We start from the raw sequence: 20945 nt of genomic DNA on the forward strand, positions 1-20945 counted from the left end.
CCTCCGGCTGGCGGGGCCGCGCGGGTCCTAACCTTCGAACGCGTACGGGCTCGACGCCGTGACGGAGCCGTCGCGCAGCGTGCCGATCTCGAAGTCCCCGAACGCCGTCGGCGCGGCCGTCCGCAGCTCGCGGAGGCAGGCGACGGCCAGTTCGCGGATCTCCGCGTCGGCGTGCTCGGTGGCGCGCATCCCGATGAAATGCCGCCACGTCCTGAAGTTGCCGGTCACCACGATACGTGTCTCGGTCGCCCCGGGCAGAACCGACCGCGCGGCCTGTCGCGCCTGCTTCCGGCGCAGCAGCGAGTTCGGCTCGTCCGCGAACTTCTCCTCCAGCGCGTCCAGCAGCTCGTGGTACGCCTGCCGGGACTCGTCGACGGCGCCCTCGAACAGGGCCATCAGCTCCGGGTCCTCCGCGATGGCGGCCGGGGCGACGACGCGGTTCTCCGCGTCGGGCACGAAGCGCTGGGACAGCTGGCTGAAGGAGAAGTGGCGGTGCCGGGTCAGCTCGTGGGCGCAGCCCCGGGAGAGGCCGCGGACGTAGATCGTCGCCACGGCGTGCTCGAACAGGGCGGCGTGGCCGACCTCGAGGACGTGGCGCAGGTAGCCCGCGTTCGTCGCGGTGCGCGGGTTCGGCTTGTCCCACGTCTCGTAGCAGGCGCGGCCCGCGAACTCGACGAGCGCGTCGCCGCCCTCCGCGTCCGTCTCCCAGTCGACGGTGCCGCGGGGGTCGAAGCTGGTGGAGGCGATGAGCGTCGCCTCGAGGGGAACGATTCCGGGCACGGCCGCTACAGCCCCAGGTAGGCCTCGAGGCCCACGGTCAGGCCCGGGAACTCTCCGATGCGGCGGACGCCGACGAGCACGCCCGGCACGAAGCTGGTGCGGTCGTAGCTGTCCTGGCGGATGGTGAGGGACTGGCCCTCGGTGCCGAAGACGACCTCCTCGTGGGCGACCATGCCGGTCATGCGCACGGCGTGGACCGGCACGCCCTCCACGTCGGAGCCGCGGGCGCCGTCGAGGGACTGCTCGGTGGCGTCCGGCTGGGCGTCCATGCCGGCCTCGCGGCGGGCGCGGGCGATGCCCTCGGCGGTGTGGATGGCGGTGCCGGACGGCGCGTCCTTCTTGTTCGGGTGGTGGAACTCGATGACCTCGGCGGACTCGAAGTACGGCGCGGCGATCTCGGCGAAGCGCATGGTGAGCACCGCGGAGATGGCGAAGTTCGGGGCGATGAGCGCCGACGCGGGACGGCCGGCCTCGTCGGCCTCCGCGATCCACGCGCGGACCTGGTCCAGGCGCTCGGCGGTGAAGCCGGTGGTGCCGACGACGGCGCTGATGCCGTGGCCCAGGCAGTACTCCAGGTTGCCCATCACCGCGTCGGGCTGGGTGAAGTCGACGACGACCTCTGCGCCGGCGTCGGACAGGTCCGACAGCTCGTCGCCGACGTCGACGCGGGCGACCAGCTCCAGGTCGTCCGCGGCCTCCACCGCCTCGCAGATCGTCCGGCCGACCCGGCCCTTCGCGCCCAGCACGCCGACCTTGATCGCGCTCATCGCGTTCCCGTCCTTTCGATTGGTGGATTGCGTTCGTGGCCGCGGGCCGCGCTCGGGGCGCGGTTCCCGCCGACGCGCTCAACTCTAACGCCCGGCCCCCGCACCGGGGCGCGGACGCCCCGGGCCGCGCCGCATCCTCCTCCCGCCCCCGGCCCCGGAGACGCCGCGGGGCCGCCGCCCCGCGGAGGGGACGGCGGCCCGTGCGGAAACGGCCGCGGCGGTCAGCGCACGCGGGCGGCGCCGGCGGACGGCGTCGCCACGGCGAACCGCGGCTCGGCGAACCCGGCGGCGGCGAAGGCCGCGGCGATGCGCGCGGCCGCCTCCTCCACCCGGTCCTCCGGCAGCAGGGCGATGGCGGAGCCGCCGAACCCGCCGCCCGTCATGCGGGCGCCGAGCGCGCCGACGGCCATCGCCTCGTCGACGACGAGGTCGAGCTCGGGGCACGTCACCTCGTAGTCGTCGCGCAGCGACGCGTGGGAGGCGCACATGGAGCGGCCGAAGGCGGCGAAGTCGCCGTCGCGCAGCTCGCCGATGGCCCCGGCGGTGCGCTCGACCTCCGACAGGACGTGGCGCACGCGGCGGGCGACGACGTCGCGCCACTCGCCGGCGTCCATGCCCTCCGGCACCGTGCGGTCCGCCCAGCGCTCCGCGGCGCCGTGCGGGTCGTCCGCGACGCGCAGGGTCTCCGCGCCCGCCTCCTCCGTGACGCCGTCGATGACGCCGCGGCGGGTGGCGTACTGGCCGTCGGCCAGCGAATGCGGGGCGTTGGTGTCCGTCACCAGGATGGCCAGGCCCTCCGCGGCGACGTCGCACGGCACGAGCTCGTCGGAGTCCTCCGCGAAGTCGATGGCCAGGGCCATCCCCTCGCGGCCGAACAGCGCGATGCGCTGGTCCAGGCCGCCGGTCGACGCGCCGACGACCTCGTTCTCCGCCCGCATGCAGGCGCCGACGAGGGCGCGGCGGTCGTCGTCGCCCGCGGCGCGGCCGGTGGCCAGCTCGACGGCGGCCAGCGCCGCCGAGCACTCCAGGGCGGCGGAGCTGGACAGGCCCGCGCCGACGGGGACGTCGGACACGATGGCCAGGTCCAGGCCCCGCGGGGCGCCGTCGTCGCCGGCCGGCGCGACGCCCGCCTCGGTGGCGGCCCACACGGCGCCGGCGACGTAGCCGGTCCAGCCGCGCGGCCCCTCCGGGCCGACCTCGCGCAGGTCGATCTCCGCCTCGTGCACGTCGCCGCCGTAGGCGCTGGCGACGCGCAGGATCGCGTCGTCACGCGGGGCCGCGGCCACGACGGTGGACTGGCCGAGCGCGAACGGCAGGCAGATGCCGCCCGCGTAGTCGACGTGCTCGCCGATGAGGTTGACGCGGCCGGGCGCGGCCCAGCAGCCCGCCGGGTCGGCGCCGAAGCGCTCCCGGAACAGCGCGACGGCGTCGTCCGCCGCGGCCTCCCGGTCGCGCAGGGGCATCCACTGGGGTTCCACGGCGGTCATTCCGCCACCTCCCGGAATCGATCGGCGATGCGCTCGGGCGTGGTGTCGGAGATCCACGCCCCCGCGCCGGACTCGGAGCCGGCCAGGAACTTCATCCGGCCGGGCGACCGCATCATCGAGTACAGCTGCAGGTGCAGCCGCCCGAATTCGCGGTCCTCCCCCACCGGCGCCTGGTTCCAGGCGGCGATGTAGGGCGTGCGCTCCACGCCCTCGAAGAACCGGTCCATGCGGCCCAGCAGGTCGAGGTACATGCGCGTGAGCTCGTCCTTCTCCGCGTCGTCCAGGTCCGCAAAGTCGCGGGCCGCGCGGCGCGGCAGGATCATCGCCTCCACCGGCCACTTCGCGGCGGCCGGGACGAAGGCGACGAAGTGCTCCCCCTCGGCGAGGATGCGGCGGCCGGAGCGCAGCTCCGCCTCCAGCACGTCGTCGAAGAGGTCGCGGCCCGTCTCCTCCCGGTGAGCGCGCGCCGACTCCACGATGGAGCGGGCCCGCGACGGCAGGTACGGGTAGCTGTAGATCTGCCCGTGGGGGTGCTGCAGGGTGACGCCGATTTCGACGCCGCGGTTCTCGAACGGGAACACGAGGCGGACCCCGTCGATACCCGACAGCTCCCGGGTGCGGTGCGCCCACGCCTCGACGACGGTGCGCGCCCGCCCGTAGGGCAGATCCCGGAAGGACAGGTGCGCGTCGGGCGTGAAGCACACGACCTCGCACCGGGCGAGGGCCGGGCGGCGCGGGAACAGCCCCTCGCCGTCGACCTCCGCCGCGAAGTCCTCCGGGACGTCCATGTGCATGGACAGGGAGGGGAACCGGTTCTCGAAGACCGCAACGTCGTAGTCGTCCGCCGGGATCTCCGTCGGCAGCTCCCCCGGCCGCGACGGCGCGAGCGGGTTCTCGTTCGCCGGCGGCATGAAGGTGCGGTTCATCCGGTGGGCGGCGTAGCAGTTCCACTCCCCGGTCAGCGGGTCGCGCCGCAGCTCCGACTCGGTCGCCGCGACGGGGAGGTCCCGGGGGTCCTCCAGCTCGCGGGTCCGCTCGCCGGAGACGTACTCCGGCTCGTCGTCGAAGTACAGCAGCTCGCGGCCGTCGGCGAGGGTCGTGCGGGTGACGCGGTGGTCATGTGCCGCCATCGGTCAGCGCTCCCCGGTGAGCGGGGCGTCGGCCTCCGGCGCGTCGACGTCGTCGGGGACGACGACCGGGCGGAGCTTGGCCCAGGCGAGGAAGACCAGGGCGACGACCACGAGGGCGACGCCGGTCCACACGTTGTAGCCGGAGTACTTGGCGACGCCGGCGGCGTTGGTGCCCGGGTCCAGGGCGACCGCGCTGATGAGCAGGACGATGCCGTAGATGCCCAGGAGGGCGCCGATGACGTTGCGGATGTCGAACGCTCCGGCGGAATGACGGCGCTGGACGCGCGTGGCGTTGGTGTCTGCGTTGGCCATTTGGGGTTCCTCCTAGGCGAACACGATGTTGAGGATGATGACCATGACGAGGCAGAAGATGCCCAGCGGCACGGTGCGGCGGTACCACGGCAGGGCGGCCTCGGCGGCGTCCGCCAGGTGCTCCTTCGGGGTCACGGACTTCACGAAGCCCACGAGCTCGTGGTCCGGCTTCGGCTTCGTGAACAGGGACACGGCCACGGAGAACACGATGTCGACGACGAAGGCGATGGACGCGGCGACGAACGCGGTGCCCTGGCCCGGCAGGTTGAAGAAGCCGATGTCGGTGCCGCCGAACTGGGCGATGGCCCAGTAGACGATGGCGGCGAGCGTGCCCAGGACCAGGCCGACCCAGCCGGCGGTCGGGGTCATGCGCTTCCAGAACATGCCGAGGATGAAGGTGGCGAACAGCGGGGCGTTGAAGAAGCCGAACAGCGTCTGGAGGTAGTCCATGACGTTGCCGAAGTTGTTCGCGATGAGGGCGGTGAAGACGGCGATGACGGTCGCGGCGACGGTCGCGAGGCGGCCGAAGCGCAGGTAGTAGTCGTCATCGCGGCCCTTGACGACGTAGGTCTCCCAGATGTCGTAGCTCATGACCGTGTTGAAGGCCGAGATGTTCGCGGCCATGCCGGCCATGAACGCGGCCAGCAGGCCGGCGATGGCGACGCCCAGCAGGCCGTTCGGCAGCAGGTCGCGCATCAGGTACAGCATCGCGTCGTTCGGCTGGGCGGAGCCGTCCATGATCGGGGTGACCGTGGCGCCGGCGACCATGCCGGGGATGACGACGAGGAACGGGATGAACATCTTCGGGAAGGCGCCGATGATCGGGGTGCGGCGCGCGGCGGACATGGAGTCGGCCGCCATGGAGCGCTGGACCTCGACGAAGTTCGTGGTCCAGTAGCCGAAGGACAGGACGAAGCCCAGGCCGAAGACGAGGCCGATGACGGACACGACCGGGTGCTCGAAGCCGGAGATCTCGGTGCCCGGCCAGGTGTGGAAGTGCGAGGGGTTCGCGACCTTCTCCTGCAGGCCGGACCAGCCGCCGACCTGGTGCAGGCCGATCATCGTCAGCGGCAGCAGCGCGGCGATGATGACGAAGAACTGCAGCACCTCGTTGTAGATGGCCGCGGACAGGCCGCCGAGGGTGATGTAGGACAGCACGATGACGGCGGCGATGACCAGGGTCACCCACAGCGGCCAGCCGAGCAGCGAGTTGACCACCTTGGCCAGCAGCAGCAGGTTGACGCCGGCGATGAGCAGCTGGGCGATGGCGAAGGAAATCGCGTTGACCAGGTGCGCGCCGGGGCCGAAGCGCTTGAGCATGAACTCCGGCACGGACCGGACCTTGGATCCGTAGTAGAAGGGCATCATCACGATGCCCAGGAACACCATCGCGGGGATGGCGCCGATCCAGAAGTAGTGCATCGTCTCGAAGCCGTACTGCACGCCGTTGGCGGAGTGTCCGACGATTTCGACGGCACCGAGGTTGGCCGAGATGAAGGCGAGGCCCGTGACCCACGCCGGCAGGGACCTGCCGGACAGGAAGAAGTCGATCGAGCTCGAGACCTTCGATCGGGCGGCCCACCCGATGCCGAGGACGAAGATGAAGTACACGGCGACGAGGGCGTAGTCCACCCACGACGCGTCGAGGCGCAGGGCCTCGGAGGCCATGACCATGGCCGTCTCCTTACGGTCGTTCCCATTTCACGCGCGGGCTGCGGATGCGCGTGGCGCGGGGACCGGGGCCCGGGCGTCGGGATGCGCCCGGACCGGGGCCCGCGGCCGCGCACGGCCGGGCCCTTTTACGGGATCGCCGCAGGTAGTGCGGATGATCCCGGGGAGCGCTTCCCTCGCCGTTGAAATTACCCCCGTAAACGGGGACCGTAAAGGCGGATTTTGTAGTTTCGTATGGAAACCGAGGGGATATTCCCCAAAAACCCAGGTGAACTTCCTCGGCCAAGTCCACTCATTCAGGCATCGAACGCGCAGATACCCACATTCAGGGTGAGGGACTCCCCCGGTTCGAGCGTCACGAGATCCCGGCCGGAGCGCAGCGCGTCCGGGGGGCACGTCATCGGCTCCACGGCGACGGCGCGGCCGACCCCCGGGAAGCCCTCGCGGCGGGCCGGGTCCGCGGTGAAGATCTGCAGCCACCGGAACCGCGGATCGGCGGTGAGCCGGACGCCGCGGCCGTCGGGGCCGACGAGGCGGGCCTCGACGCCGGCCGAGTCGTCCCGGTCGGACCCGACGACGCCGCCGAAGCAGTGGTCGAGCCACAGCCCCGCCATGGGGGCGCCGGCGGCGAGCCCCGGGGCGGCCGCGTCGGCCGGGGCCTCCGGGCCGACGGGCAGGTTCCGGACCGGGTCGAGCGGCAGGAAGGTGGAGACGGGGGCGTGCAGCGTGCAGTCGTCCAGGGCCGCGCCGCGGGCCGACAGATACGGATGCCAGCCGAGGCCGAGCGGGCAGGCGGAATCGGAGAGGTTCTCCGCGCCGAGCTCGCCGACGAGGCCCCGCTCCGCGTCGAGCGACCAGCGGGCGGTCAGCCGCAGCGGCCACGGCCAGCCGGGTTCCGGGCCGACGTCGAGCGTCAGGGTGGCCGAGGGCTCCCCCGCCTCCGCGACGTCCCAGCGGCGGGAGGCGGCGAAGCCGTGGATGGCGGTGGCGCGGGGCGCCTCGGTGATCTCCAGGCGGTGGATCTCGCCGCGGTGGGCGAAGACGCCGTCGCCGACGCGGTTCGGCCAGGGGGCGAGGACGCACTGGGCGGTCATGGGCGGGAACGGTCCGGAGACGGCGGCCTCGCCGGGCCGGGCCACCTCCCCCGGGGAGCCGACGAGCAGGGGCTCGCCGCGGTGGGTCAGCTCGCGGGGCCCGCCGCCGTACGGGGTGATGGCGGCGGAGTAGTCCCCCGCGGAAATCCGCACGTCCTCGCGTGTGTCGACGTCATGTCCGTCCATGTCCGCATCCCTTCACAGGTTTCTCGTTCCAGATGCCCCCGAGCGTAGACCCGTCCACACCCGCGCCACCCGCGCCGGCCGCCCGATTCCCCCGCTTCACCCCCAAGGGGGTGTTCACGTTCCCGGAACATCTCAGAAACTCCAGGTGAACATCAGTGAGGGGAAAATAACCTGCGCAACATCCTCGATGACTGTGTGTCACAGCTCACGGACTGGTAGAAGTTTTCTCATCGCCCGGTGAGGCCTTTCACAGGTTTCGCCGGGGCCGAGAGCCGGCGGAGGAGTCGCCGGGCGCCGCGCCAGTCCAGCGTTGCGCCGCACCGGAGGGCCACCGCCGCCGGGACGACCGATGAAAGTTCACCCATGCTCAAGTACCTGCTGAAGAAGACCGCCGGCTGGCTGCTGGTCGTCTTCCTCGCCACGAACATCGCGTATTTCCTGGCCGCGACGTTCCTCGACCCGAGGGCCAACTACGCCGGCCGGCGTCCCCCCATCCCCGACGAGAAGGTGACGGCGATCCTCGAGCCGCTGAACCTCTCCGACACCACCCCCCTGCTGGAGCGGTGGTGGACCTGGCTGACCGGCATCATCCTGCGGTGGGACTGGGGCGTCTCCCCCGTCAACACCCCCGTGAACGCCGAGATCTCCTACCGCATCTGGGTCTCCGCCCAGCTGCTGCTCCTGGCGACGATCCTGTCCGTCATCGTGGGCGTCGCCGTCGGCATCTACACCGCCTCCCGCCAGTACAAGGCCGGCGACCGCGCGTGGCAGGGCATCTCCATCCTGACGATGAACCTGCACGTCATCGTCGCGTCGATGGCCGTCGTCGCGGTGGCGCTGGCCATCAACGACGCGGCCGGCACCCGCATCTTCTTCGTCACCGGCGCCGCGAGCCCCGACGTCCAGGGCTTCCTGCCGAAGCTCGTGGACATGGCGCAGCACCTCATCCTGCCGACGCTGTCGCTGCTCATCATCAGCTACGCCGGCTACCACCTGATGCAGCGCACGCTGCTGCTGGACAACCTGGCCATGGACTACGTCCGCACCGCGCGGGCGAAGGGCCTGACCCGCCAGCAGGCGATCCGCCGCCATGCGCTGCGGACGTCCATCATCCCGGTGGCGACGTCGGTCGCCTTCTCCATCCCCGGCATCTTCACCGGCGCCATCGTCACCGAGCAGATCTTCGCCTGGCAGGGCATGGGCGACTACTTCATCAAGTCCATCAGCAACAACGACGTCCACGGCACGGTCGCCGTCGCCGCGTTCGGCGCCTTCATCACCGCCGTCTCGGCCGTCCTGGCCGACCTGACCGTCGTCGCACTGGACCCGCGAGTGAGGGTGAGCTGACATGAGCGCCAACGACCGAGATCTCACCGTCGTCGCCGACGACGCCCCGGAGACCGCCCCCGCCGATCCGGCGGCCGCGGCCGTCGCCGACGAGAAGAAGGCCGCAGCCCGCGGCATGAGCCGCCTGACCCTGTACCGCCGCCGCTTCCTGCGCAACCGCATGGCCGTCGTCGGCCTGGTTATCTTCGGCCTGCTCGTCCTGTTCGCCCTGTTCGGCCGGTTCCTCACCGACTGGCACTACTCCGAGCCGGACTTCGCCGCGCTGTCGCAGCCGCCGTCGCCGGAGCACTGGTTCGGCACCTCCGCCAGCGGCAACGACCTGTTCGCGCAGACCGCGCACGGCCTCGGCCGGTCCCTCATCATCGCCGTGACCGTGTCGCTGGGTGTGTCCGTCCTGTCGGCCGTCGTCGGCGCCGGCGCCGCGCTCTACGGCGGCCGCGTGGAGAAGGCCATCCTGACCCTCATCCACTTCCTGCTCGCCATCCCGTCGTTCCTGCTCATCGCCCTGCTGGTGGCGGATTCGGGCGGCGACTGGAAGCTGCTCATCGTCGTGCTCATCGTCTTCGGCTGGGCCTACCCGGCCCGCGTCATCTGGGCGATGGCCCTGTCGGTGCGCGAGAACGACTTCGTGCGGGCCGCGAAGTACATGGGCGTCGGCGACTTCACGACGCTGACGCGGCACGTCATCCCGAACATCGGCTCGCTGCTCATCATCCAGTTCGCGCTGTCGGTCGTCTCCACCGTCAATTCGGAGACCGCCCTGTCCTTCCTGGGCCTGGGCGTCAAGCTGCCCGACGTGTCCCTGGGCACCCTGCTGACCGTCGGCACCGGCGCGCTGCAGTCGTCCCCGTGGCAGTTCTGGTTCCCCGCAGCCATCCTCACCCTCCTGACCACGTCGATGGCCTTCATCGCGGACGGCCTCCGCGACGCCCTCGACCCGAACTCCAACGCCGGAGGCCGCGCATGATGTCCCCAGCCCAGCCCGCCGCCGGACGCGCCGTGCCCCTCGGCGACCCGTCCGCCCCGAAGCCCGCCCCCGCCGGGGAGCCGATCCTGACCGTCCGGGACCTGTCCGTGTCGTTCCCGTCCGAGGCCGGCGTCGTCAACGCCGTCCGCGGCATCGACTTCGACCTGCACCCGGGCCGCACGCTCGGCATCGTCGGCGAGTCCGGCTCCGGCAAGTCCGTCTCCTCCCTGGCCGTCATGGGCCTGCTGCCCGACTACGCCACCATCACCGGCTCCGCGAAGCTCGGCGGCGTGGAGCTGCTGGGCAAGTCCGAGAAGGAGATGGCGAAGATCCGCGGCTCCGAGATCGGCATGATCTTCCAGGACCCGCTGTCGGCGCTGACCCCGGTGTTCACCATCGGCGACCAGATCGTCGAGGCCATCCTGTGCCACCAGGACGTCAGCCGGAAGCAGGCCTGGAAGCAGGCCGTCGAGCTGCTCGATCTGGTCGGCATCCCGGCCCCGGACAAGCGCGCGAAGGCGTTCCCCCACGAGTTCTCGGGCGGCATGCGCCAGCGCGCCGTCATCGCCATCGCCATCGCGACCCAGCCGCGGGTGCTCATCGCGGACGAGCCGACGACCGCCCTGGACGTCACCATCCAGGCGCAGATCCTCGACCTCATCAAGCTGGCCCAGAAGGAGACCGGCGCGGCGACGATCATGATCACCCACGACATGGGCGTCGTCGCCGGCACCGCCGACGACGTGCTGGTCATGTACGCCGGCCGCCCGGTCGAGCGCGCCGGCGTCGACGAGCTGTTCGCCAACCCGCACATGCCGTACACCGTCGGCCTGCTGGGGTCGACGCCGCGCCCGGACGTCGCCGGAGAGGGGGCGCTGATCCCCATCGAGGGCCATCCCCCGGTGCTGGTCGACCTGCCGCCCGGCTGCCCCTTCGCGCCGCGTTGCCCGGTCCGGAAGCCCGAGTGCGACGCGGGCGAGCCGAACCAGCGGCTGCTGGCGGGCTCCAACGACCACTGGACGTCCTGCATCCGCGCCGACGAGATCGAGGACGGCAAACTCGGCGGCGAGGACCTCTTCCCCGTGCCCGAGCTGCCCGAGGACCGCTTCGCCGGCGTTCCGCGCGAGGACCGCGAGCCGGTCCTCGAGGTCGAGAACCTGGTCAAGGAGTTCCCGCTGACGAAGGGCGCGCTGCTGAAGCGCCGCGTCGGCACCGTCCACGCCGTCCGGGGCCTGACCTTCGACGTCCGCGAGGGCGAGTGCCTCGCCATCGTCGGCGAGTCCGGCTGCGGCAAGACGACCACGCTGCTGGAGATCATGGACCTGGAGCCGGGCGACGGCACCACGATCCGCCTGACCGGCCGCGACGCCGGGTCGATGTCGAAGAAGCAGCGCCTGGAGGCGCGCCGCGACATCCAGATCGTGTTCCAGGACCCGATGAGCTCCCTCGACCCGCGCCTGACCATCCGCGACATCATCGCGGAGCCGCTGAACTCCCTCGGCTGGGAGGGCGACGTCGACGAGCGCGTCGCCGAGCTGATGCGGCTGGTCGGCCTCGACGCCAGCCAGATCGACCGCTTCCCGGGCGCCTTCTCCGGCGGCCAGCGCCAGCGCATCGGCCTGGCGCGCGCCCTGGCGACGAACCCGAAGCTCATCGTCCTCGACGAGCCGGTCTCCGCCCTGGACGTCTCGATCCAGGCGGGCATGATCAACCTGCTCGAGGACCTGAAGCGGCGCCTCGGCGTCTCCTACCTCTTCGTCGCGCACGACCTGTCCGTCATCCGCCACCTCTCCGATCGCGTCGCCGTCATGTACCGCGGCGAGTTCGTCGAGCACGGTGACGTCGACGACGTGTTCGACGACCCCCAGCACCCGTACACGCGCGCGCTCCTGTCGGCGATTCCGGTCCCGGATCCGGCGGTCGAGCGCAGCCGCGAGCGGGTGCCGGTGCCAGAAGACCTGCCCACGGCCATCACCGAGGACGACGGGGGGTCGGCCGGCCGGCCGAAACGCCGGCTCCTCGGCCGATCGCGGGCATGAGGACCCCTCCCGCAGGGACCGCCCCGGGGCCGCCCGGCCCCGCTCCCCGACCCACAAAGGAGAGAACGATGAAGACCACGATGCGCGGCAAGTTCGCCGCGGTCATCGCGGCCGCCGGCCTCGTGCTGACCGGCTGCGGCGGCGACGGCGGTGACGTCGGCGCCGGCATCGACCACCAGCAGGTGGCCGACTACAACCCGATGGAGCGCGACCAGATCAAGGACGGCGGCGAGCTGAACCTCGCGCTGGCCGAGCTGTCCGAGCAGCAGAACACGTTCCACGCCGACGGCACGGCCTACACGCGCGACGTGTGGCGCCTGTACAACCCGGTCCTGGCGACGTTCACCCCGGAGGGCGAGTACGCCCCGAACCCGGCGTACGTGACCGACGTCAAGGAGGACTCGAACGACGAGCGCACCGTCGTCACCTACACCATCAACGAGAAGGCGACGTACAACGACGGCACGCCGATCGACTGGAAGGCGTTCGAGAACACCTGGAAGTTCAACAACGGCGAGAACGAGGAGGTCAACCCCTCCTCCACCGACGGCTACTCCCTCATCGAGTCGGTGAAGGCCGGCGAGAACGACAAGCAGGCCGTCGTCACGTTCAAGCAGCCGTGGCCGTGGTGGCAGGGCCTCTTCAATGAGCTCCTCCCGCCGCAGGTCAAGGACGCCAAGACGTTCAACGAGGAGTACCTGCAGGAGCTGAAGCCCGAGTGGGGCGCCGGCCCGTTCAAGGTCGAGAACGTCGACTTCCAAACCGGCACCGTCTCCTTCGTCCGCAACGAGAAGTGGTGGGGCGAGCCGGCGAAGCTGGACAAGATCACCATGCGCTACATGGAGGATCAGGCGTCCCTGAACGCCTTCCGCAACGGCGAGATCGACGCCACCGGCGTCGGCACCGCCGACCGCCTGAAGACCGCCCGCGACATGGGCGACGCCATCGAGATCCGCAACGGCCGCGAGGCGTCCACGAACCTCTACGTCCTCAACGCCGACGCGCCGCTGCTGGGCGACGCGAAGGTCCGCGAGGCCATCATGCGCGGCATCGACCGCAAGCAGCTGGCCGACATCCGCTTCCAGGGCCTGGACTACGAGGAGAACGCCCCGGGCTCCTTCACCCTGTTCGAGTCCCAGGAGGGCTACGAGGACAACTTCGGCGCGGTCGTCCAGTTCGACCCGGAGAAGTCCAAGGCCCTGCTCGACGAGGCCGGCTGGACCACCGACGGCGGGGAGACGCGCGTCAAGGACGGCGAGCCGCTGGTCGTGCGCTACCCGCTGCTCGGCGATGACCCGACGCAGAAGGGCCTCGCCAGCGCCCTGCAGGCGATGATGAAGTCCATCGGCGTCGACATGCAGATCGAGGAGCGCCCGACGTCCGACTTCTCCAACATCATGACGGAGAAGGACTTCGACATCATCGGCATGGGCTTCTCGTCCTCCGACCCGTTCGGCGTCGCGTACTTCGACCAGATCTACGCGTCGGATTCGCAGCTCAACAGGTCCGGCACCGGCACGGAGGAGTTCGACGAGAAGATCGCGGAGCTCCAGAACCTGCCGACCGCGGAGGAGCAGATCAAGCGCGCCAACGAGCTGGAGAAGGAGGCCTTCGGCCTCTACGGCATCATGCCCTCCATGACCCGCCCGCAGATCACCGCCGTCAAGCCGGGCCTGGCCAACTACGGCCCGAAGATGTTCGCCATCGTCCCGTGGGAGAACGTCGGCTGGGCCAAGTAGCCCCCGCTCCCCCGGGAGCCCGACGAGAGGGCCCCGCCGTCCACGTGGACGGCGGGGCCCTCCCCCGTTTCCGCGCCACCGCGCGCGGGGCCGGGAACGGCGGCGGCGCCCGCATCCGGGATGACCGGATGCGGGCGCCGTCGTCACGCAACCGCGGTGCGCCGCGCGATGCGGGCGCGGTCCGCGGACGCTACTCCTTGACCGGGACCAGCGAGATCTTGCCGCGGTTGTCGATATCCGCGATCTCGACCTGCAGCTTGTCGCCGACGGTCACGACGTCCTCGACCTTGTCGATGCGCTTGCCGTCGCCCAGCTTGGAGATGTGGACCAGGCCGTCGCGGCCCGGCACCAGGGACACGAACGCGCCGAACGCGGTCGTCTTGACGACGGTGCCCAGGTAGCGCTCGCCGACCTTCGGCAGCTGCGGGTTGGCGATGGCGTTGATCCTCTCGATCGCGGCGTCGGCGGCCTCGCCGTTGGCGGCGGAGACGTAGATGGTGCCGTCGTCCTCGATGGACACGTCGGCGCCGGTCTCCTCCGTGATGCCGTTGATGATCTTGCCCTTCGGGCCGATGACCTCGCCGATCTTCGACACCGGGATGGAGATCGCGGTGATCTTCGGGGCCAGCGGGCTCATCTCGTCCGGGCCGTCGATGGCCTCGGCCATCGTGTCCAGGATGGTCAGGCGCGCGTCGCGGGCCTGCTCCAGCGCCTTCGCCAGGACCTCGGACGGGATGCCGTCGAGCTTGGTGTCCAGCTGCAGCGCCGTGACGTACTCGGAGGTGCCGGCGACCTTGAAGTCCATGTCGCCGAACGCGTCCTCCGCGCCCAGGATGTCGGTCAGCGCGACGTACTTCGTCTCGCCGTCGACCTCGCCGGACACCAGGCCCATCGCGATGCCCGCGACCGGCGCCTTCAGCGGCACGCCGGCGTTGAGCAGCGACAGGGTGGAGGCGCAGACGGAGCCCATGGAGGTGGAGCCGTTGGAGCCCAGCGCCTCGGAGACCTGGCGGATGGCGTACGGGAACTCCTCGCGCGACGGCAGCACCGGCAGCAGGGCGCGCTCGGCGAGCGCGCCGTGGCCGATCTCGCGGCGCTTCGGGGAGCCGACGCGGCCGGTCTCGCCAGTGGAGTACGGCGGGAAGTTGTAGTGGTGCATGTAGCGCTTGTGATCGACCGGGCCGAGCGAGTCGATCTGCTGCTCCATCTTCATCATGTCCAGCGTGGTGACGCCCAGGATCTGGGTCTCGCCGCGCTCGAACAGGGCGGAACCGTGGGCCCGCGGGATGAGCTCGACCTCGACGCCCAGGTCGCGGATGGCGGTGGTGGAGCGGCCGTCGATGCGGAAGCCCTCGGTGAGGATCATGTTCCGCACGATGGACTTCATCACCGCGTTGTAGGCGTTGGCGATCTCCTTCTCGCGCTCCGGGAACTCCTCGGAGAGCTTGTCGACGATCTCCGCCATGTACTCGTTGGTCGCCTCGTCGCGCTCCAGCTTGCCCGGCAGCTTCAGCAGCTTGGCCAGGCGGTCGCGGCACTCGGACTCGACGGACGCGTACACGTCGTCGTTGTACGGCGGGAACAGCTCGAAGTCGCGGACGTCCTGCGCGGCCTCGTCGGCCAGCTCCTGCTGCGCGCGGCAGAGGGCGGCGATGTGCGGCTTCGCGGCCTCCAGGCCGGAGGCGACGACGGACTCGGTCGGGGCCGGGCGACCCTCGGCGACGAGGTCGGCGACCTGCTCGGTCGCGCCGGCCTCCACCATCATGATGGCGACGTCGTCCCTCTTCTTACCGCGGCCCTTGTCCTTGCCCTTCGCCTCGCCGGTCAGGCGGCCGGCGACGACGATCTCGAACAGCGCGTTCTCGTGCTGCTCGCGGGTCGGGAACGCGACCCACTCGCCCTTCGGGTGGGCGTCGTCGGCGACGAGCGCCATGCGGACGCCGCCGACCGGGCCGGAGACCGGCAGGCCGGACAGCTGGGTGGCGGCGGAGGCGGCGTTGATGGCCACCACGTCGTACATGTCCTTCGGGTCGAGGGACATGACGGTGATGATGATCTGCACCTCGTTGCGCAGGCCCTTGGTGAAGGTCGGGCGCAGCGGGCGGTCGATCAGGCGGCACGCCAGGATGGCGTCGGTGGAGGGGCGGCCCTCGCGGCGGAAGAAGGAGCCGGGGATGCGGCCGGCGGCGTACATCCGCTCCTCGACGTCCACCGTCAGCGGGAAGAAGTCGAAGCCCTCGCGCGGCTTGTTGGACGCGCAGGTGGTGGCGAGCATCATGGTCTCGTCGTCCAGGTAGGCGGTGACGGAGCCGTCCGCCTGCAGGGCCAGCTGGCCCGTCTCGAAGCGCACCTCGCGGGTGCCGAAGTCGCCGTTGTCGATCACGGCGACGGCCTCGACGATGTCGTCGTAGTCCTCGTCGTACTGGTTGTTGTCGCTCATGCGGTGGTAACCACGTCTTTCGGTAGTCGTGTCCCCAGGGCGATCATCGTTGCCGCCCGTTCCTCTCGTCTCGGGACATCCCGGCCAGCCTATCAGCGCAGGTGGGCCACGGCCATCCGGCGCGCCCCCCGCCGCCCGTGGGCTCCGTCACCGCGGCGCGCGTCACCGTCGGCGCCCCTCCCGCACGGCTCCCCTCCCCGCCGCGCCGCCGTCACCGCGCGGCCGGGCCGCATGCCCCGGATCGGCGGAGGGCCCGCCCGGAATCATTCCGGGCGGGCCCTCCGCTCGCCGCGCTCCCCGCGGGGAGGCGGCCGTCGTCACGCTGAACCTAGCGGCGCAGGCCCAGGCGCTCGATGAGGGAGCGGTAGCGGTTGACGTCGTTGTCCTGCAGGTACTTCAGCAGGCCCTTGCGGCGGCCGACCAGCAGCAGCAGGCCACGGCGGGAGTGGTGGTCGTGCTTGTGGAACTTCAGGTGCTCCGTCAGCTGACGGATGCGGGTGGTCAGCAGCGCGACCTGGGCCTCCGGCGAACCGGTGTCGGTCTCGTGCAGGCCGAACTCCTTGAGGATGTCGGACTTCTCCTGGGCGGACAGCGCCATGCGCGTCTCCTTCTCTCGATGTTGCGTTGTGGTGGTTGTCTCAGTCCACTCTCCGTGCCCCGCGGGCGGGGCGATGCGCGACCGACGTGGACCACGGTCGCGACCGAAGGGACAGGCTACCAGGTGCCGCCCCGTTTCCCCCAATCGCCGCCGCACCACGCGTCGCGGCGGGCGGGTGGTTCCGCTCCCCCGCGTGACGACGCCCCGATCCGGCGGCCCGGCCGGGCGCCGCCCGGGGAGCCCGCGCGGCGGGCTGCGGCGCGTGCCGGGGTTGCGCGCGTCAGCGCCGCAGCGGCGGCTCGCCGAGCATCTCGAGCGCCTCGTCGACGTCGACGTGCATGCGCTCGATGAGCGCCTCGGCGCCGTCGAAGGTGACCATGCCGCGGATGCGGCCGACGAACTCCAGGCAGCCCTGCAGGCCGTAGAGGTCGGCGTCGCGGCCGATGACGTGGGCCTCGACGGTGCGGGCGGTGTCGCCGAAGGTGGTGTTGGTGCCGACGGACGTCGCCGCCGGGTACCAGGCGCCGAGCTCCATGTCGCCGTCCGGGTCGGCGTCGGCGCGATCGGCGCCGGCGGTGACGCGGAAGCGGCAGGCGTAGACGCCGTCGGCGGGCACGGCGACCTCCGGGTCGAAGCCCAGGTTGGCGGTCGGGAAGCCCAGCTGGGAGCCGCCGCGGCCCTGGCCGCGCACGACCTCGCCGGAGAGCATGTACGGGTGGCCGAGCAGGTCGGCGGCCGCCGCGACGTCGCCGGCGGCCAGCAGCTCCCGGACGCGGGTGGAGCTCACGCGCTCCCCGCCGCCCTCCTCCAGCAGCTCGACGACGACGGCGCCGATGCCGTGCTCCGCGCAGTGGGCGGGCAGCGTCTCCGCGGTGCCCGCGGCCTTGTGGCCGTAGGTGAAGTTCTCCCCGACGTGGACGGCGCGGGCGTCGAGCGCGTCGTGCAGGACGACGCGGACGAACTCCTCCGGCGCCATCGCGGCGAGCTCCCGGGTGAACGGCAGGACCAGGACGTGGTCGACGCCGGCGGCGCGGGCGAGCTCCGCGCGGGTCGGCAGGTCGGTCAGGCGGGCCGGGGCCTTGTCCGGGGCGAACAGGGCCTTCGGGTTGGGGTCGAGGGTGATGAGCACGGCCGGGACGCCGCGGGTGCGGGCGTCGGCGACCGCCGAGTCGATGAGGCTGCGGTGGCCGCGGTGGATGCCGTCGAACACGCCGATGGTCGCCACCGTCGGACCGAGGTCCGCGGGGATCGCGTCGAGTCCGTGCCAGTAGCCGCCGAGGGTGCCGTCGCCGTAGTCGTTGTCCACGGGGGCAACGATACGACATACGATGCGCACATGAACGACCTCCCCTCCCGTCCCGCCGCCGCGTCCGGCGACCCGATCGCGGACTCGGCCGTCATCGTCGTCGACAAGCCCGCGGGCATGACCAGCCACGACGTCGTCGGCCGCCTGCGTCGCGTCTTCGGGACCCGGAAGGTCGGGCACTCCGGCACCCTCGACCCGGACGCGACGGGCGTCCTGGTGCTGGGGCTGAACCGCGGCACCCGCTTCCTGCCGCACGTCCACGCCGACGCGAAGTCGTACTCCGCGACCATCCGCCTGGGCGCGTCGACGCTGACCGACGACGCCGCCGGAGAGGTGCTGTCGCGGGCCGCCGCGGAGGACGTGGTGGCGGTGACGGACGAGGCGATCCGCGCCGGCGTCGCGGATCTCACCGGCGACATCATGCAGGTGCCGGCGGCGGTGTCCGCGGTGAAGATCGACGGCGTCCGCGCCCACGAGCGCATCCGCCGCGGCGAGCACGTCGAGATCCCCGCCCGACCGGTCACGGTGTCGCGTTTCGACGTGCTGGGCATCCGGCGCGTCGCGGGCGGCGCGGAGGGTGCCGGCGAAGCCGCCGACGTGGACGCGGCACCCGGCGGCGGGACCTCGGCGGAGGCCGGGCCCTGGATCGACGTCGACGTCGAGGTCGACTGCTCCGCCGGCACGTTCATCCGCTCGCTGGCCCGCGATCTGGGCGCCGCCCTGGGCGTCGGCGGGCACGTCACCGTGCTGCGCCGCACCGCCGCCGGACCGTTCACCGTCGACGACGCCATCGAGCTCGACGAGCTGCTGCGCCTGCGCGAGGAGGCGGACGCCCCGCTGAATCCGACCGCCCTCGACCGTGCGCTCGGCCTGGACGAGGCGTGCGTGCGCTGCTTCCCCGTCCGCGACATCACGGCGGAGGAGGGCGCGGCCCTGTCCATGGGCAAGTGGCTGGAGCCCGCCGGGCTGAAGGGCGTCCATGCGGCGCGCACGCCGGACGGGCGCGTGCCGGCCCTCATCACGGAGTCCGGCAAGCGGGCCAAGACGGTCTTCGTCGTCAGGCCCTCGACCCTGTAGCGGCCCGACGCAGCAGGACGCACAAGGCAGCCGCCGCGACCGCCATCGCCGCGGCCAGCGCGAGCCACCCCGCCGCTCCGCCGACGGCGGCCGCGGTGACGGCGGGCAGGACCACCATGAGCAGTCCCCCGCGCATGGCGACCTCGCACGCCTCGTACCCGCCCTGGAGCTCCTCCGACCGCAGCGGGTACGACGCCTCCCGGTAGGCGGACAGCAGGAGCGCCTGCCCGGCCGCGGCCGCCAGGTGGGCGAGGACGACGACCGTCCCCGCCGCCACCGGATGGGCGATGGCGAAGCATCCCGCGCCCGCGGCGGCCAGTGCGGCGGCGATGATGCCCGCTCCCGCGGCGCCGACGCCGGGCACGCGGCCGGCGAGGCTCATCTTCGCGGTCGCCTCGTGGGCGACGGTCGTCGCGGCGATGAAGACCAGCGTGAACGCGGGGAAGGCCGCGGCGGGCAGGACCGGGGACGCCTCCAGGGCGAGCGACAGCCCCGTGCCGAAGGCCATGAGCAGGCCGGCCGCCACGGCCAGCAGCACCGCCAGCGAGAGGAAGCGGCCGTTGGCGAGGATGGCCCGCGGCGGCACGAGCCCGCGCAGTACGTCCGCGACGCCGGTCCTCCCCCCCCCCCCCCCGCCGGCGGGCTCCGGAGAGCACGGGCAGCGTCACCAGCATGACGACGCCGGCGACGACGCTCGTGGCCGCGTTGACGGCGATGGCCGCCCGGTACCAGCCGGGCTCGTCGACGAGGAGCACCGCCGTGCCGGCGGCGGTGCCCACCGCCAGGCCGAGCTGGGCGGCCGCCCGCAGCTTCGACCGCGCCGCGGATGCGGTGAGGCCCTCCGTCGCGGCGGCGCAGCGGCTGCAGGCGGGCGCGTTGCCGATCATGGCCGCGCCGCCGATGGCGAGCAGGGCCGCGACGGCGGCCGGCTGGGTGATCCAGATGAGCGGGGCGGTCGCGGCGCCGAACGCGATGTTGCCCCAGGCCATGGGATGCTTCGGGCCGAACCGGTCGACCAGCGCCCCGCCGGCGGGCGACAGCAGCGCGCCCGCCAGCGTGCCGGCGGCGATGACGGCGCCGATTGCCGCGGCGTCGACGCCGGCGTGCACCAGGAGGAACAGCGGGTACGTCGCGGTCATCACGCCGCCGCCGGCCATGTTGAGGACCGACAGCAGCCGCAGCGTCCGGAAGCCGTCGGGGGTCAGCATGGGCCCATTGCATCAGGGGACGCGGCGGTGCGCCGCGGAACCGGCGAAAGCGCCCCGGGGCGATCCGCCGGCCCAGGCGGCGGAGCCGCTGCACGCGGGTGCAGGCGTCACCGCACCCGGGAGCAGGCGCCGCCGCACGCGGACGCGGGCGCTACCGCACGACGGCGGTGGCGATGACGTACCCGCCCTCGAGGGTCCAGTGCCCCTCGATGAACGGCATCGGCGTGGGATTGAGGAGGATGCGGCTGATGAAGGTGCCGTCGGGGCGCAGGTCGACGTCGGCGTCCTCGAAGCCCAGCCACCGGCCGGTGACGGGGAACCACGCCTTGTACGTCGCCTCCTTCGCGCAGAACAGCAGGCGGTCGGCGCAGTCGAGGCCGCACCGTTCGATGGCGTCGAGCTCCCGCGGCTCGGCGATGGACTCCAGCACACCGCGCGGCAGCGGCTCGGCGACCTCCGCGTCGACGCCGATGGAGCGCACGAGCAGGCGCGGGGCGACGACGGCTGCGCGGAAGCCGTCGGTGTGGGTCATGGAGCCGGTGACCTCCTCCGGCCACAGCGGCATGCCGCGCTCGCCGCGGAGGATCGGCTCGCGCGACGGGGCCCCGGTCAGCTCCTCGATGGCGCGGTGCGCGCACCAGCGGGCGTCCCCGAACTCGGCCTTGCGCTGATCAACGGCGCCGGAGACGAGCGAGCGCTCCCGCGGGTCCAGCGCATCGTAGCGCTCCAGGCACGAGCCGGACGTCCACATCTGGTGGTACGCGGAGTGCGCGGGGAGCATGGACTTGGTGAGCACG

Annotated in this window: 17 protein-coding genes and 1 pseudogene; 5 read left to right on the forward strand and 13 right to left on the reverse strand. The window is 72.0% G+C overall.

Translation table 11 applies throughout. The annotated features are described in order from the left end of the window. Positions 1 to 27: 27 nt before the first annotated feature. The 7 genes from thyX to QQS41_RS01655 form a co-directional block, all read right to left on the reverse strand. Positions 28 to 780 carry an FAD-dependent thymidylate synthase gene (gene thyX, locus QQS41_RS01625; protein ID WP_448850955.1) on the reverse strand — a complete coding sequence of 251 codons (753 nt, stop codon included), beginning with the start codon at positions 778 to 780 and terminating at the stop codon, positions 28 to 30. Between the two features lie 5 nt (positions 781 to 785). After that, positions 786 to 1547 (reverse strand): 4-hydroxy-tetrahydrodipicolinate reductase, encoded by a 762-nt coding sequence (dapB, locus tag QQS41_RS01630; protein WP_448850956.1) that lies wholly within the window; start codon positions 1545 to 1547, stop codon positions 786 to 788. 221 nt (positions 1548 to 1768) lie between these two features. Then, positions 1769 to 3034, reverse strand: coding sequence for a galactokinase (galK, locus tag QQS41_RS01635; protein WP_448850957.1), 1266 nt, complete (start codon positions 3032 to 3034; stop codon positions 1769 to 1771). Continuing rightward, entirely contained in the window at positions 3031 to 4164 is a 1134-nt protein-coding gene (galT, locus tag QQS41_RS01640; RefSeq protein ID WP_448850958.1) for a galactose-1-phosphate uridylyltransferase, read from the reverse strand. The genes galK and galT overlap by 4 nt, the downstream gene beginning before the upstream one ends. A gap of 3 nt (positions 4165 to 4167) precedes the next feature. After that, positions 4168 to 4476 (reverse strand): cell wall anchor protein, encoded by a 309-nt coding sequence (locus tag QQS41_RS01645; RefSeq protein WP_448850959.1) that lies wholly within the window; start codon positions 4474 to 4476, stop codon positions 4168 to 4170. Positions 4477 to 4488: 12 nt separating this feature from the next. Beyond that, positions 4489 to 6144 (reverse strand): sodium:solute symporter family protein, encoded by a 1656-nt coding sequence (locus tag QQS41_RS01650; RefSeq protein WP_448851936.1) that lies wholly within the window; start codon positions 6142 to 6144, stop codon positions 4489 to 4491. Between the two features lie 299 nt (positions 6145 to 6443). After that, positions 6444 to 7427 carry an aldose 1-epimerase family protein gene (locus tag QQS41_RS01655; RefSeq protein WP_448850960.1) on the reverse strand — a complete coding sequence of 328 codons (984 nt, stop codon included), beginning with the start codon at positions 7425 to 7427 and terminating at the stop codon, positions 6444 to 6446. 363 nt (positions 7428 to 7790) lie between these two features. Here QQS41_RS01655 and QQS41_RS01660 point away from each other — a divergent pair, with 363 nt between their 5' ends. From QQS41_RS01660 to QQS41_RS01675, 4 genes are all read left to right on the forward strand, one after another. Then, positions 7791 to 8774, forward strand: coding sequence for an ABC transporter permease (locus QQS41_RS01660; protein ID WP_448850961.1), 984 nt, complete (start codon positions 7791 to 7793; stop codon positions 8772 to 8774). Position 8775: 1 nt separating this feature from the next. Continuing rightward, complete coding sequence (locus tag QQS41_RS01665; RefSeq protein WP_448850962.1) at positions 8776 to 9741, forward strand: ABC transporter permease; 966 nt, start codon at positions 8776 to 8778, stop codon at positions 9739 to 9741. Next, positions 9738 to 11780 (forward strand): ABC transporter ATP-binding protein, encoded by a 2043-nt coding sequence (locus tag QQS41_RS01670; RefSeq protein WP_448850963.1) that lies wholly within the window; start codon positions 9738 to 9740, stop codon positions 11778 to 11780. The genes QQS41_RS01665 and QQS41_RS01670 overlap by 4 nt, the downstream gene beginning before the upstream one ends. Before the next feature lie 68 nt (positions 11781 to 11848). Then, positions 11849 to 13519 (forward strand): ABC transporter family substrate-binding protein, encoded by a 1671-nt coding sequence (locus tag QQS41_RS01675; RefSeq protein ID WP_448850964.1) that lies wholly within the window; start codon positions 11849 to 11851, stop codon positions 13517 to 13519. Between the two features lie 190 nt (positions 13520 to 13709). On the opposite strand, the gene QQS41_RS01680 is transcribed toward QQS41_RS01675, so the two are convergent. From QQS41_RS01680 to QQS41_RS01690, 3 genes are all read right to left on the reverse strand, one after another. After that, positions 13710 to 15959: a polyribonucleotide nucleotidyltransferase gene (locus tag QQS41_RS01680; RefSeq protein ID WP_448850965.1), complete on the reverse strand. Its 2250-nt coding sequence runs from the start codon at positions 15957 to 15959 to the stop codon at positions 13710 to 13712. Between the two features lie 328 nt (positions 15960 to 16287). Continuing rightward, positions 16288 to 16557 carry a 30S ribosomal protein S15 gene (gene rpsO, locus QQS41_RS01685; RefSeq protein WP_448850966.1) on the reverse strand — a complete coding sequence of 90 codons (270 nt, stop codon included), beginning with the start codon at positions 16555 to 16557 and terminating at the stop codon, positions 16288 to 16290. 280 nt (positions 16558 to 16837) lie between these two features. Then, entirely contained in the window at positions 16838 to 17863 is a 1026-nt protein-coding gene (locus QQS41_RS01690) for a bifunctional riboflavin kinase/FAD synthetase (protein ID WP_448850967.1), read from the reverse strand. A gap of 30 nt (positions 17864 to 17893) precedes the next feature. On the opposite strand from QQS41_RS01690, the gene truB reads away from it, so the two are divergent. Then, positions 17894 to 18940 carry a tRNA pseudouridine(55) synthase TruB gene (truB, locus tag QQS41_RS01695; protein ID WP_448850968.1) on the forward strand — a complete coding sequence of 349 codons (1047 nt, stop codon included), beginning with the start codon at positions 17894 to 17896 and terminating at the stop codon, positions 18938 to 18940. Here truB and QQS41_RS01700 read toward each other — a convergent pair. The 3 genes and pseudogenes from QQS41_RS01700 to QQS41_RS01710 all read right to left on the reverse strand — a co-directional run bounded on the left by QQS41_RS01700 (position 18921) and on the right by QQS41_RS01710 (position 20944). Beyond that, a complete protein-coding gene (locus QQS41_RS01700; protein ID WP_448850969.1) occupies positions 18921 to 19526 on the reverse strand; it encodes a hypothetical protein in 606 nt (201 codons plus the stop codon). The two genes, truB and QQS41_RS01700, sit on opposite strands and share 20 nt — an antisense overlap. A gap of 19 nt (positions 19527 to 19545) precedes the next feature. Continuing rightward, positions 19546 to 20148, reverse strand: a pseudogene (locus QQS41_RS01705) (MFS transporter); the annotation flags it as partial. A 151-nt stretch (positions 20149 to 20299) separates the two neighbouring features. Beyond that, on the reverse strand, positions 20300 to 20944 hold the full coding sequence (locus tag QQS41_RS01710; protein ID WP_448850970.1) for a 4'-phosphopantetheinyl transferase family protein: 645 nt from the start codon (positions 20942 to 20944) through the stop codon (positions 20300 to 20302). Position 20945: the final 1 nt, after the last annotated feature.

This window comes from Corynebacterium sp. 335C (genome assembly GCF_053525695.1).

Bases quoted from the DNA above. Each gene is read 5' to 3' on its own strand.
- dapB (WP_448850956.1), bottom strand. From the start codon at position 1,547: ATGAGCGCGATCAAGGTCGGCGTGCTGGGCGCGAAGGGCCGGGTCGGC.
- galK (WP_448850957.1), bottom strand. From the start codon at position 3,034: ATGACCGCCGTGGAACCCCAGTGGATGCCCCTGCGCGACCGGGAGGCC.
- galT (WP_448850958.1), bottom strand. From the start codon at position 4,164: ATGGCGGCACATGACCACCGCGTCACCCGCACGACCCTCGCCGACGGC.
- QQS41_RS01645 (WP_448850959.1), bottom strand. From the start codon at position 4,476: ATGGCCAACGCAGACACCAACGCCACGCGCGTCCAGCGCCGTCATTCC.
- QQS41_RS01650 (WP_448851936.1), bottom strand. From the start codon at position 6,144: ATGGCCTCCGAGGCCCTGCGCCTCGACGCGTCGTGGGTGGACTACGCC.
- QQS41_RS01655 (WP_448850960.1), bottom strand. From the start codon at position 7,427: ATGGACGGACATGACGTCGACACACGCGAGGACGTGCGGATTTCCGCG.
- QQS41_RS01660 (WP_448850961.1), top strand. From the start codon at position 7,791: ATGCTCAAGTACCTGCTGAAGAAGACCGCCGGCTGGCTGCTGGTCGTC.
- QQS41_RS01665 (WP_448850962.1), top strand. From the start codon at position 8,776: ATGAGCGCCAACGACCGAGATCTCACCGTCGTCGCCGACGACGCCCCG.
- QQS41_RS01670 (WP_448850963.1), top strand. From the start codon at position 9,738: ATGATGTCCCCAGCCCAGCCCGCCGCCGGACGCGCCGTGCCCCTCGGC.
- QQS41_RS01675 (WP_448850964.1), top strand. From the start codon at position 11,849: ATGAAGACCACGATGCGCGGCAAGTTCGCCGCGGTCATCGCGGCCGCC.
- QQS41_RS01680 (WP_448850965.1), bottom strand. From the start codon at position 15,959: ATGAGCGACAACAACCAGTACGACGAGGACTACGACGACATCGTCGAG.
- rpsO (WP_448850966.1), bottom strand. From the start codon at position 16,557: ATGGCGCTGTCCGCCCAGGAGAAGTCCGACATCCTCAAGGAGTTCGGC.
- truB (WP_448850968.1), top strand. From the start codon at position 17,894: ATGAACGACCTCCCCTCCCGTCCCGCCGCCGCGTCCGGCGACCCGATC.